Consider the following 12,689-nt stretch of genomic DNA (forward strand, 5'->3'; position numbering starts at 1 on the left):
CAAGGAGGATGTGGGGATGCTGTCCTCACGTTCCGACGGAGATTCCCGCCAGTGCCGACCGGATCAACGGGTCGACGGAGGACGCCTGCGGCAACGTGGCCACGCTGTCGACCAGGGTCTCCAATTCCTCTGCCACCAGCGGAATCTCGGTGGCGAGGCGTTCGGCATTGCGGACGACGCCGTCCATGTGCCACGACAGCATCGCATCAGAGTCCTCGATGGCGTCGTGGACCGTGGTGTTGTCGATCTGGGTCACGGTGGCGTGTGCGGTTTTCGCTGAGCGTCCCGGCTCGGCGACGAGGTCGATCTTGCCGATGAGGTCGAGCACCTGGGGATCGGTGAACTGTTGCAGCAGGTCGTAGGTGATGTCGCCTTGGACGAGACCGGTCGCGAAGGCGAATCTGGCGCTCATGAGTGTCTGTGAGGTGCTGGCGAAGGGCCCCCGCGAGGGCATGCCCGGATAGGTGGCTTCGCGTTCGTTCATCCGCAGCCGGATCGACGCGACCTCGTCGGCGCGGAGACCGGACTCGCGCAGCCGCACCGCGAGCATGGCCGGCGCCTGATTGAACGCACACACCGGGTACGGCTTGAAGGTGACGTCGAGGATGTTCCAGGACCGGCCGAGGTCACGGGCGAGTGTTTCCGCTGCCTCCCGCGATCGCGAGAAGCAGTCGAGGAATCCTGCTTCGGCCTCAAACGCCGTCCGGGACCCCGCGACACCGGTTTCGGCGAGTTGCGCTGCCATCAGCCCGCTCGTCGCCGCGATCCCCGACTGGAAATGCCACTCGTCGGTTCCCGCACCGAACGATTCGGACGTGCCGCCCGAGATCGATGCGGCGATCGCCAGTGCGGAGGTCATGCGTTCGCCGCTCAGGCCGCGGATCCGCCCGACGGCAGCGGCGGCAGCCACCGGCCCGAAGACCGCCGTCGCACGAAAGGGCGGGGTGGTCAGGTCCGTGAGCGGCCCCGACAGTGCAATACCCACCTCGTAACCCGCGACCACCGCCGCCAGCAGGGTCCGGCCGTCGACAGCGCTGGACTCTGCGGCCGCCAGGGCTGCGGGGATGACGCTCACTCCCGGATGAAAAGTACCGTGTGTGTCTTCCTGCGCCCGGGCATGCAGATGCACTCCGTTGATGAAGGCCGCCGTCGAGGCCGGATGCCATTGCCCGGTCACCAGCGAGCGGGCGTATCCCTCCAGGTTCGGAGGCGAACTCACTCCAGGGCTGGCCTGCTCGGCCTGTCGACCGAAGCCGGCCGCAGACCCGGCCATCCCCACCGCCAACGCGTGGATGAGGCACCCTGTCGTCCGCTCGACGACCGATTGTGGAAGCGCATCGACCTCCAGACCTGCGGCGAAGACACCGAGTCGTTCGGCGATCGTGCTGCCAGACATGCGCACTTCCCTTCCATGATTCGTGGACACGTCAGTTGCGGTTCCTGTGGGAGCCGCCCACGGACGCGGATCCGATCCCCGCCGTCGCCACAATTTGTCCGTATGACTTGAGACACTATTGCGAAGTCTTACATCTGTCAATCATGACGCGAATGGAAACCGACCCCTTCCCATTTCCGCCCATGGACTAGACGCCAGTGGGCATTCAATTGCCAGTTCACAGCATTTTCATCGGCCAGTTCCCGCCCAGCGGCCGGCGCGCAACTTGTGAGGGGTTGACGCAAGCACCGACCCTGACTAGCTTCAAGTCATCCGTACAACTGTGGCTTACTTCACTGCGAGCTGCCAGGCGGAGGATCATGGGCGCGCCACAAGACCGATCAGATTCCCGCAGGACCAAATTCACGTCGTGGCGAAAGAAGTCCACGACGCTTCCCGAGGAGACCTCGATGACGAACCCACCCCCTGTATCGCCGTTACCCCCCACGATTGCGGGAGATGCACCGACGACTGATGCGCTGACCTCATCGGGGACGCTGGCACCCCACGTGTCTCGACGCGTGGCCGTCGCCGCGGGCATCGGCCACTTCCTCGAGTGGTTCGACTTCGCGGTGTACGGGTTTCTGGCCGCGACCATCGGGGCGCTGTTCTTTCCGTCCGGGAACGCCACTACGTCGCTGTTGGCCTCCCTCGCCGTTTTCGGCGTCGCGTTCCTCTTTCGTCCGCTCGGGGGGCTGCTGATCGGGGCTTTCGGCGATCGCGCCGGTCGCCGTGCGGCGCTCTCACTCGCAATCGTCGTCATGGGTATCTGCACCATCGGCATCGGCATCCTGCCGACCTACGCCACGATCGGCCTTGCCGCTCCCGCTCTTCTGGTGCTCCTTCGGTGCGCCCAAGGATTCTCCGCGGGTGGCGAGTATGCCGGCGCAGCTGCCTTCCTCGTCGAATATGCACCGGCCCGCCGACGCGGGCTGTGGAGCAGTGTGGTCTCCGCCGGCGCCGGCATCGGGGTCATGGCCGGGGGTGCGGTGACCTTGCTGCTGACCACCCTGCTGTCCGACGACCAGATGACGACCTGGGGTTGGCGCGTCCCCTTCCTCGTCGCCGGTCCGCTGGCCGTCCTCGGCCTCTACGTCCGGCTCCGGCTCGAGGACACTCCCGTATTCCAGGAGCTCCAGCGCGCTCACGAGGTCGAGCACGCCCCCCTGCGCAACGCCGGCAAGCACAGCCGATCCGGAATCCTCCTGGTGTTCGTCTGCACCGCGGTGACCGGCCTCGGCTTCTACTACCTCGCAACCTTCGTGGTCACCTTCCTCACTGTCGAGGTCCACATGACCAAGACCGCCGCCCTCGAACTCGCGGTGCTCGGGTTGCTCATCTACTCGCTCATGTGTCCCGTGGCAGGGATGATCGGCGACCGCATCGGTCGCCGACGCACGATGCTGCTCGGCGCCGGTGGCATTGCTCTGACCGCCGTCCCCTGCTTCGTTCTGCTCTCGACCGGCACCTGGTACCTCGCCCTGATCGGCCTGGTGATTTTCGCGGCCTTCGAGGCCCTGGCCAATGTCATGCTCGGCGTTCTCATGGTCGAGCTCTTCCCGGCCCGACTGCGGGTGACGGGTAGCTCGATCGGCTTCAACGTCGCGCAGGCCCTCATCGGCGGGCCCGGCCCGTTCATCGCCACCGCCATCGCAGCTGCGGCAGCGCTCATCGTCGCCCCCGCTCTCTACCTGGTCGCGATTGCAGCACTGTCGTTCGTGCTTCTGCTGCGGTATCTGCCCGAGACCCGCGGGGTGTCGCTGTTCAGCGAGGAAGCACCCTCCGCAAGGAAATGACAGACAGGCGTGATTGTGGAGACGCATTCGTATCTCAGGCGTCCCGCGTACCGGCTCGTCGCCGAACAACTTCGGCGGCGAGCCGAACGCGGTGAGTACGCCGTGGGAGACAAGCTGCCCACCGAAGACCAGCTTCGGCAGAGTTTCGGCGTCAGCAGACACACAATCCGGCAAGCGATCAGTCACCTGGTCGAGGAGGGCATGGTGCACCGCGTCCAGGGCAGCGGCACGTACTTGATTGGGCACGAGACGAACTCAGGTCGCTACCAGCGTGCAATCGGATCGCTCGACGAAATCATGAGCTGGCCCGGCACCACCACCCGGTTACTCGAGCCTTTCCGACGGGGAGTGAGCGAGCCCGCGATCGCCCGCCACCTCGGCGCGGATATCTCAGACGTCCGCTGCGCACTCGTCCAACGCTGCTACAACCATGCGCCTTTCGCCTTGACCCGGCACTACATGGTTTCCTCATTGGCGGACAACGTGATCGAGCGGGGACTGTGGGAGACCGACAGCACGATCATTCAATCGGCAGAGCGATTACTACCCGAGAGCATCGTCTCCGCAACTCAGAATATCCACGCCACCCAAGCCGAAGAGGCGGAGAGCGAACTGATCGGATGCTCGGCAGGAGACGCCGTCTTACTCATCGAGCGGCTCTACCACGACGCCGGGGGGCGGCCGGTCGAGTTCACCACCTCGCGACTCAATCCCCGCCGCTACAGCTACCGGATGGACCTGCGCCGGAGCCGCTGATGCGGGCCCACGATCCGTGCCCGGTGTGCTACTGGGCCACCACGAAGCGATAGGCGCGACCATCACACGGTTCACCCATCGGGAACGCACGAAGGAGGCGGTGTGGGCCTACAGCCGAACACCGACATCGGTCCGATCAACGTAGTCCGGGATCGATATGCCCCGTCCGGACGAGTAATCGTCATTCTCACCGCTGCGGCCATCACCGCTGTGGGACAGATGTACTCGGTACTGGCGCTACTTCCGCAGATGGCCGCTACCTTCGGTGTCGACCCTGCGCACGTGACGGCAACCTCCACTGTGTTCGGCGTCGCCTATGCTCTCGGCTTCCTCGCCGCGGGGCCGCTGGCGTCGCGGTTCGGGCCGCATACCGTGATGTCTTGCGGCCTGTTCGCCGCCGCGGTCACCACCCTGCTGGCAGCGCTGCCGTCTACGCTCCTTCTGGAGTTGATCGCTCGCGCGGGGCAGGGCTGCGCAGCCGCCGCCTTCGCCCCGGCCGCGTTCACGTATATCGCCGAGAGCATCGATCCGCGCCACCGCCTACTCGCTTTGAGCTGCTTGACCAGCGGTTTTCTCGCCGCTGCGGCGGTCGTTCCCGTCGCTGCGCAGATGATCGCCGCTGCAGCTGGCTGGCGCGCGGTCTTTGTGGTGGGCGCAGGCGCGCTCGTGGTGGCAACCGTGGCAGTTGCTGTGTTGGTTCCGAGGGCGCGGCCCAGGGACCACCCCTGTGGTACGCGGCTTTTCGGAGTTCTGGTGACGATTCTGGGCAGGTGGCGGTTGGTCGCGCTGTTTGGTGCTGCAGCCACTTTCCTCGGTGCGTATGTCAGCGTCTTCACCACCATCTCGCTGGTGGGGCCGCCTTCAATTGCCGGAAATCCCGAGGCCCTGCAGGTGCTGCGATTGGCCACCGTGCCGGCGCTGCTCGTCATTCCATTTCTGGGTCGGGTGCTGAGGCGGTGCCGACCGGCCCGCCGGGGCGCGGCGGCGATGGGTGTGGCGGCGATGTCTGCGGGCGGATCGGTTCTGTCAGATTCCCTGGTTGCCTTGTCGATCACGGTGCTGGTGCTCGTGGCGGCCATTGCCATTACGGCCTCGGCCATCGTCGAATCACTTCTGGCGCAGGTACGTCCGGAGGAAACGGGCGGCGCAACGGCACTGTACGGATCATTTACCTTCCTCGGTGCCAGCGCCGGTCCGGCGCTCGCTTCGGGGGTCAGTCCGTGGGGATTTGGCATCGGCATGCTTACGGCGGCCATATGGCTCGCCATCGGGGCGGGCCTGATCCTCTTCTCTGCCGCGGGAACCGTGGCCCGGCGGTCCGTTCAACACAACACCGACGATGCGGTGTCACCCCTGCGGTAGGGGGCTTACGGCAGGCCGGCATCAGCCGCGAGCGCCGCCAACAAGAAGTCGCGGGGCACGTCCGACGATTGCGGCGGATGAGTTGGTGGATCGTCGGTGTCGACGATGTGTTGGAGGGTGTCCATGACGTGTTCGCCCCCGTCGGCGAGGAACCGCACCAACCCGGCCTGCGAGCAGCGGGCTACCACCTCGGTGAGCACCTTTCCGGCTTCTTCGCTGCGGCCGGATGCGGCGAGGCAGCCGGCCAGCAGTCGGCGGGCCCGCAGCGCGGCCCGGTGGCGTTCGCTGTCCGCGAGGCGCTCTGCCCACTCTCTGGCCCACTGGCATGCGAGGTCGGTATTCGCCGGGGATCCGGTTCGCACCAATCCTCGGATTGCCGCCTCCTCCCGGTACTGCGCGATCGCCTCGTCGAGACCGGACACTTGCTCGGCGCGTTCGGCATAGGTGAGGTCCGCAGGTTGTGCATCTGAGGACGGCAGGACGAGATCCAGGCGCGCCGCTTCGTTGACGATGGCGCTGTGGAGCCTCGGCAGCTGCATCTGCGTGGAGAATCGTGCGCCCTCGTCCAGCCGTTGAACCGCCGCCGAACGGTCACCGCGAATCGCTTTGATTCGGGCTCCGACGACGTACCGGGTGATCTTCAAGTCGACGGCCCCCGCGTGTGGCCCGAGGTCGTATCCGTCGTCGAGCAGTCGCTCGGCCTCGACGATCTGACCCTTCTCGTACAGAACTTCACCGAGCAGGCCCCCGGCCAGCCGAGCTGTGTACGACCGACGCCCATCCACTTGCTGAGCGATCTTCATCGCGGTTCGGAAACTCGATTCCGCCAAGCTCACGTCGAGTTGCTCGAAGGCGGCTATACCCACCCAACAGTGTCCGTGCACCGAGTTGTACGGCCCGTTGTTCCGCTGGTGATACGTTGCGGCCCATTGCTGAAGGGCATAGGCGGCGCGATAGTCCGCTTGGCAGATTGCGGCGAACGTCGCGACGTTCGCCGCGACGGATACGACCCACGGCCTGAGGTCATCGGGTCGATCGAGACACGGACGCACCAAGTCGTCGATGCGAGAGGCGCGGTCGGCGCGCAATTCCACGACTGCTCTGACCACCGACGCTTCGGCGGCCAGCGCGGGGGTGTCCGGGTCGCTGCGGTGGGTGAGCGCGGTATCGACGCGGTCGAGTGCCTGCAGAGCCGGGTCGGGGTTGTAGAGCAGGATGTTCGACCAGGCGGCGGCGAGCTGCAGCCGCGGATTCGATACCGCGCTGTCGATCGGCAGCTTGTCGACGAGTCCACGCAACGTCGACATCTGCGAATGCTCGAGCAGATACGTCCCGTCGCGTTCGATCAGTTCCACCGCACCGGTCGTATCGCCGGCACGCAGTGCGTGATCGACCGCTTCGCTGAGGAAGTGGTGCTCGGCGAACCAGGTGGAGGCGGAGCGATGCAACTGCGCCGATCGTCCGGGAAAGTCGGTGTCGAGGCGGCCGCGTAGGAATTCGGCGAACATGTGGTGGTAGCGGAACCAGTGTCCTTCGTCGTCGACTCGGCGCAGGAACAGGTCGCGTTCTTCGATCAGCTCGAGCATCGCCTGGCCGCGTCGCACGTCGGTCAGGGTGGAGGCGAGGTCGGCGCAGATGCGGTCGGGAATGGCGGTGGCCAGCAGAAATGCGCGTGTGTCCGTGTCGATGGAGTCGAGGACGTTCTCGGCGAGGAAATCTCCGATCGCTTGGTGGCGGCCCGAGAGGTGTTCGATGAAACCGGCGGGGTCCGCGGACGAGCGCAGAGATAGCGACGCCAGCTGGATGGCGGCGGCCCACCCGTCGGTCGACCTCGCCAGGTTGGCGATGTCACTTGTCGCCAGGTCCACTCCCGATGTTTCGGTGAGGAAGGTGCGTGTTTCTTCTTCGTCGAATCGCAGTACTGCCGAATCGATCTCGACCAGTTCGTCGAGAACGCGCATTCGGCTCATCGGCAGTCCTGTTTTGCTGCGACTGGTCACGATGACCTGGATGTGGTGGCACCCGTTGTCCAGTAGGTACGTCAGCGTCGCCACACTCGAGGGATCCGAGACCCGATGCCAGTCGTCGACGACGAGGGCCAGGTGTTGGTCCTGACCGTGCAGTGTGTTGATCAGCGTTGTCAGCACGTGCGGGCATGCGTGGTCACCGTGTGCTTCGAAGGTGTCCCGCAAGTCGGTCGCCACGGCCGGCAATGCGGTGGTGACGGCTTCGATGAGATGCGCGAGGAACCACAGCGGATTGTTGTCGTCTCGGTCGACGGTCAACCATGCGGTGGCGATGCCCTCGTCGGCGAGCTGACGGAGCCACTGTGCCGCCGTGGTGCTTTTTCCGTAGCCGGTGGGTGCGTGAATCACGGCCAGGCGCCGCCGTCGATCGGTGTGGAGAGCCTGCATCAGGCGGGCACGGGGGACCAGGGTGCGGCTCGGTGGTGGTGGTCGGAATCTGGTGGCGGGCGTGGGAGGTGCCGAATACCGACCGGAGGGTGTCGGCGTCCGCGAGTGCGGTGACGGGGATTGGAAACCGGATGCTGATGAATGGTGTTCCGGGTCGGCGCTCAATTCTGGTGCGATCCCCTCGGGTGCGCTGCTCTCGGAGTTGTGGTGGACGCGGCGTAACTGGTCCGCAAATTCGGCTGCCGCGCGGGGACGGTTGCCGCGATCGCGGTCCATGGCATGCTCGATCGCAGTGCAGAGTTCCTCGGGGATGTCTCCCCGCACGTCACGTAGCAAGGGACCGGTCGGATTTGTGATGCGCCGGAACTGAGCGATCAGAGGCTCACCGCTGCGCCGTTCGAAGGCCGCGTGTCCGGTGAGCGCGCTGAACAGGGTCGCTCCGAGGCTATAGATGTCGCCGGCTGGGCTGGGGGGATGCCCGAGCAGCACGTCGGGGTCGGTGTAGGCGGGTGATCCGGTCACGACACCGGCCGTGGTCTCGAATCCGCCGGTGATGCGGGCGATGCCGAAATCTGTCAGCTGCGGCTCTCCGAAGGTGTCGATCAAGATGTTCGCGGGTTTGATGTCTCGGTGCAGGATGGATTGCTGGTGGGCGGCCTCGAGCGCGTCGGCCACCTTGATCCCGAGGTGCAGGACACGGGTCCAGGAAATCGGACCCGACTCGATCAGTGCCTGGAGGGAGCCCGGCTCGTGGTAGTGCATGACGATGTACGGTTGGCCGGCGCCCGTCGTTCCGACGCAATAAATCGTGACTATGTTGGGGTGCCCGGACAGGCGTCCCATTGCTTTTTGCTCACGGAGAAAGCGGGCCACGCCTTCCGAGTCGTGATAGGTGGTGAGCACCTTGACCGCGACGACGCGATCGAGAGTCCGCTCTTCGCAGCGGTACACCATCCCGAAGCCGCCCCGTCCGATCTCGGTGGCGCACTCAAATCCCTCCGCCGCCAGCTCCGTGGCGATGTCTGGAGTCTGGTCGCGCTGTGTTGCCCCCGGATCGGTCTCGGCCATCTATCACCTCGGACCGGCATCTGGTGCCTTGAATCGGCTCATCACCCACCTCGCCTACTGAATCGAGGATAATCTGGCAGTCGACCGAACTGGGCTGAACGTGGTCAAATTACATGCCCGATGACCGAGGTTGTGGCCGAGTAAGGTGTCAGGCAGAATTCGCAGCCTCGTCCGAGGCACTCTATCCTCCCCACCCCTGTATAGGTGGGCGCTTGCCATTGAATCGAGGGCCAGAACCGTGTCAGCCTTCCACTCGGAGACCGATGTCGCTCCCGGCGCCGGATCTCTGGAGGGCCGTCGACCGGTGATCGAGGCCTGTGTGAACCTGGACGCCACCTCCCGGAACACGAGGGCCCTGGCCGCTCGGGCCGGGACGGCGTCGTTGATGGCGGTAGTCGAGGCCAACGCGTACGGCCACGGTGCGGTGCCGGTCGCGGTCACCGCCTTGGCGGCTGGGGCGCGGGAACTGGGGGTTCGGACGATCGATGAAGGGTGCGCACTTCGCCGGGCCGGTATCGGCGCCCCGATCCTGGCGTTCGCGCCGGTACGTGGGTACGGGGAGGACTGCCTCGACGCGGGAATCCGAACCGGCGTCGCCGTAACGGTGGAATCCGCCGATCAGGTGGCGGCCGTGAGGGCGGCGGCACGGTGCGGGACAACTGCGACGGTCCAGGTGGCCGTCGACTGCGGACGTCCCCCCCAGCGGGTCCCGCACTGGGCAGATCTGATCCGGTCGCTACGCGCGGCTCAATCGGAGGGGACGGTGCACGTTCGCGGCATCTACTCGTCGACCGGCGACGACACGAATGCCGACGCTGTGGTGGATCGAGACCGCGCCCATTTTCTCGAGTACTTACGGTTCGCACGCGCAGCCGGGGTGACCTTCGAATCCGCCCATCTCGCCGGCGCGCAGGCGCTGCGTCGCAGTGACTTACGCTTCGACCTGGTCCGCGCCGATCTCGGTCTGTACGGCGTCGCGCCAACAGGTTCTGCCCTCGAAGCGGAACTGGTTCCGGCCCTGACGTTGTCGGCGGAGGTGGCGCTGGTGAAGAAGATCGCGGCGGGCGACGGGGTCTCGTACGGGTTCCGGTGGGTGGCAGGGAGGGACTGTTCGATCGCATTGCTGCCTGTGGGGTACGCGGACGGGATTCCGCGTGCGCTGGGTGGCCGTATGTCGGTGCTGCTGGGCGGCAGGTGGCGCCCTCAGGTCGGGCGGGTGTGCATGGATCAGATACTGGTCTACCTCGGGACCGACACCGATGTCGTGGAAGGAGATCGCGCCGTGTTGTTCGGGGGAACCGCCGGCAGCACCGCGGGTGCGCAGCGGTGGGCTCACGCGCTCGGGACGACGCCCGCCGAGATTCTCGGCGGACTGCGTGGTCGGATCGAGTGGCGTTATGTCGGTGGCGCGCCGGGCACCCCTGGCGCATAGCTCCACGGACGCGCCGCCCGCGGAGCTATGCGCATCCTCGGAACTATTCGTGAGTGCCGGTCAGTTGTCGTGACGCACCGAGTCGGGGTTCCCGGTCGGTATCTGCCGGTCGCTGCTCGGCATCGTCGATCGCGCATGGTCGCCTGCTGAGCGCGATCGTCGAGACGGCCCCAGCCACGCTCCAGAGTGTGAGCCAGGTACAGATCAGCCAGGTGGAGTGTGTCCAACTGTAGAACAGCGTCGCCATGAACGGGGCGGTGCCACCGATGACACTAACTGACAGCGCCTGACTCAACGCGACGCCGCTGAACCGGACATCGACACCGAATCGCTCCGCAAGGAACGCCGGCTGCGGAGCTTGCAGTGCCGAATGCACCACCGCCAGCATGAAGGTGATACCCAAGAACGCGGCCCAGCCCGACCCGGTATTCATCAGCCCGAACAACACGAAACCTCCGAACAGAGCGGTGACGCACCCGGCGAGAATAACGGCACGGCGTGAGAACCGATCACTCAGATGACCGGATACCGGCAGGCTAATCAGATAGACGATCGATGCGGCGAGCAACGCATTGAGCATCGTGGTGCGGCTAATGTCCAAGACTGTGGTGCCGTAGGAGACGGCATAGGTGGAAACCAGATAGAACAGTATCCCTCCAGGAGCGATAACGCCCGCAGCCAGAGCGACTTCCCGCCATTGATTGCGCAGCAGTGAGTTCACCGGGGTGCTTTGCTGGGCCGATGCGGACTGCAGTGCGGTGAAGTCCGGAGTTTCCTCGACTCCGAGACGAATGAACATCGAGATGGCGAAGAGGATGCCGCTGAGCAGGAACGGGATCCTCCATCCCCAGGTGTCGAAAGCGTCGCCGGAAATGTGGTCACTGACCGTGATGGCGATGGTCGACAACAGGAGTCCACCGGGCACCCCCATTTGGACGGTGCTGCCATACAGCCCGCGCCGGTACGGGGGTGAATGCTCGACGAGCATCAGAGCGGCTCCACCCCACTCTCCGCCCATCGCGATGCCTTGCACGAAACGGAGGGTGACCAGCAGGAGCGGAGCGAACCAACCGACTTGCTCGAAGGTCGGCAGTACGCCGATCAGAACCGTCGCGGTGCCCATCATCAACAGCGAAAACACGAGCGTCTTGCGCCGACCGACCTTGTCCCCCATTCCGCCGAAAAGAACACTGCCCAACGGCCTGGCCAGGAATCCGACCGCGAAAGTCGCGAAGGAGGCGAGGGTCCCCGCCAGCGGGCTGTATGACGGGAAGAACAAGGGCCCGAACACGAGGGCTGCGGCGGTGCCGTACAGGAAGAAGTCGTAATACTCGAGGGCGGTGCCGGCGAATCCTGCTGCGGTAACCCGCAGCATCTTTGTGGTGGAGCGTTTTTCAGACACGCCCATGATGGTTCCTCCAGATAGAACAGTAAAGGTGAGGGATGGGCCACGGTGACGTGGTCCACGGTGGCTGGAGTCGAGCACTCATGCGGATAGCTCGCCGTCGATCACCAGTTCGGCGCGACGCCGAATGACGAAGCCGCTCGACGGGAGAGCAGGTAATCGACGGATGCTCAAGATCTGCACGGTCTACCACCGCGGTAGGGCATCGAGGAAAGTGGTCAGCGCCGTTGTCACGGCGTCGGGGTTCTCCTCGGTCACCAAGTGACCCGCGCCGGGGATTCGGGCGAAGGCCGATCCCGGTATCCGGGCATGCATCCGTTCGGCTGCGGCGACGTCGATGCCGTTGTCGTCCTCACCGTGCACGATGAGGGTCGGAATCTGTATCTCGGAAAGTCGGGAAAGGCGTTCACTCTTGCCGATCCACGAGTTGTACTCGCCCCATACCGACCGTGACGATCTCGTCCGCCACTTGCGCACCCACCGATCGATCAAGTCGGGACGGTTCGCGATGGCCTTCGAGCCGAAAATGATCGGAACAAAGGTCTGTGCAAAGCTCGCGGAGATCGGGTCTTCGCTCTTCATGGGCCTGAACACTTCGGCGAACTGAGCCTTCTCCTCGCTGGTGTAGGCGTCTGCCATCGTGTCCATCAGGACCAGCCCGGCCAGCCGATCCGGGTGCTTCAGTGCCAGCTCGATCGCCATGAAACCGCCCACCGACATTCCCACCAGTACGAATCGGTCGACTCCGGCTCGGGCAGCCACCTCCAGACAATCGGTGACCAGGGAGTCGAGGTCGTATTCAGTGCCGTATTCCGACGTTCCGGCCCTGCTGGTGTAGGCGACGGTTCGATAGCGATCAGCCAGAGCAGCGGTTTGCTCGGCATACATGGTCCGGTCCAGGAGCGTGCCGTGGCTGAAGAGCACGGCTGGGCCGTGACCCCGGTCTGCGACGTCGAAAACGTTCATCGGTTCTTTCCTTCAGGCCAGTGAGTCGTGTCGCTCGGCCGAATGCCGGTGGGCA

At 65.2% G+C, this 12,689-nt stretch carries 8 protein-coding genes; 4 read left to right on the forward strand and 4 right to left on the reverse strand.

All coding sequences use genetic code 11. From position 1 onward, the window contains the following. Nucleotides 1-25 precede the first annotated feature (25 nt). Entirely contained in the window at nt 26-1,396 is a 1,371-nt protein-coding gene (locus QM841_RS35850; protein ID WP_283335630.1) for an MmgE/PrpD family protein, read from the reverse strand. A 548-nt stretch (nt 1,397-1,944) separates the two neighbouring features. Between QM841_RS35850 and QM841_RS35855 the strand changes: the two genes are divergently transcribed. The 3 genes from QM841_RS35855 (at nt 1,945) to QM841_RS35865 (ending at nt 5,349) form a co-directional block, all read left to right on the forward strand. After that, nucleotides 1,945-3,231 carry an MFS transporter gene (locus QM841_RS35855; protein WP_095869771.1) on the forward strand — a complete coding sequence of 429 codons (1,287 nt, stop codon included), beginning with the start codon at nt 1,945-1,947 and terminating at the stop codon, nt 3,229-3,231. 15 nt (nt 3,232-3,246) lie between these two features. Next, nucleotides 3,247-3,987, forward strand: coding sequence for a GntR family transcriptional regulator (locus QM841_RS35860; RefSeq protein WP_283335693.1), 741 nt, complete (start codon nt 3,247-3,249; stop codon nt 3,985-3,987). A 102-nt stretch (nt 3,988-4,089) separates the two neighbouring features. Further along, nucleotides 4,090-5,349, forward strand: coding sequence for an MFS transporter (locus tag QM841_RS35865; protein WP_283335631.1), 1,260 nt, complete (start codon nt 4,090-4,092; stop codon nt 5,347-5,349). 5 nt (nt 5,350-5,354) lie between these two features. Here the strand turns inward: QM841_RS35865 and QM841_RS35870 are convergent, their stop codons facing one another. After that, complete coding sequence (locus QM841_RS35870; protein WP_283335632.1) at nt 5,355-8,831, reverse strand: serine/threonine-protein kinase; 3,477 nt, start codon at nt 8,829-8,831, stop codon at nt 5,355-5,357. Nucleotides 8,832-9,069: 238 nt separating this feature from the next. On the opposite strand from QM841_RS35870, the gene alr reads away from it, so the two are divergent. Continuing rightward, on the forward strand, nt 9,070-10,263 hold the full coding sequence (alr, locus tag QM841_RS35875; protein WP_283335633.1) for an alanine racemase: 1,194 nt from the start codon (nt 9,070-9,072) through the stop codon (nt 10,261-10,263). A 43-nt stretch (nt 10,264-10,306) separates the two neighbouring features. Here the strand turns inward: alr and QM841_RS35880 are convergent, their stop codons facing one another. Together QM841_RS35880 and QM841_RS35885 are read right to left on the reverse strand one after the other, a co-directional pair. Beyond that, nucleotides 10,307-11,749 (reverse strand): MFS transporter, encoded by a 1,443-nt coding sequence (locus tag QM841_RS35880; RefSeq protein ID WP_283335634.1) that lies wholly within the window; start codon nt 11,747-11,749, stop codon nt 10,307-10,309. Between the two features lie 105 nt (nt 11,750-11,854). Next, on the reverse strand, nt 11,855-12,634 hold the full coding sequence (locus QM841_RS35885; protein WP_283335635.1) for an alpha/beta fold hydrolase: 780 nt from the start codon (nt 12,632-12,634) through the stop codon (nt 11,855-11,857). Between the last annotated feature and the right edge of the window lie 55 nt (nt 12,635-12,689).

It is taken from the genome of Rhodococcus sp. IEGM 1307 (assembly GCF_030056915.1).
GTDB lineage: Bacteria > Actinomycetota > Actinomycetes > Mycobacteriales > Mycobacteriaceae > Rhodococcus_F > Rhodococcus_F opacus_D.

What these genes read in the sequence shown, in the direction of transcription:
- QM841_RS35885 (WP_283335635.1), bottom strand. Translation starts at nt 12,634, where the DNA reads ATGAACGTTTTCGACGTCGCAGACCGGGGTCACGGCCCAGCCGTGCTC.
- QM841_RS35870 (WP_283335632.1), bottom strand. Translation starts at nt 8,831, where the DNA reads ATGGCCGAGACCGATCCGGGGGCAACACAGCGCGACCAGACTCCAGAC.
- QM841_RS35850 (WP_283335630.1), bottom strand. Translation starts at nt 1,396, where the DNA reads ATGTCTGGCAGCACGATCGCCGAACGACTCGGTGTCTTCGCCGCAGGT.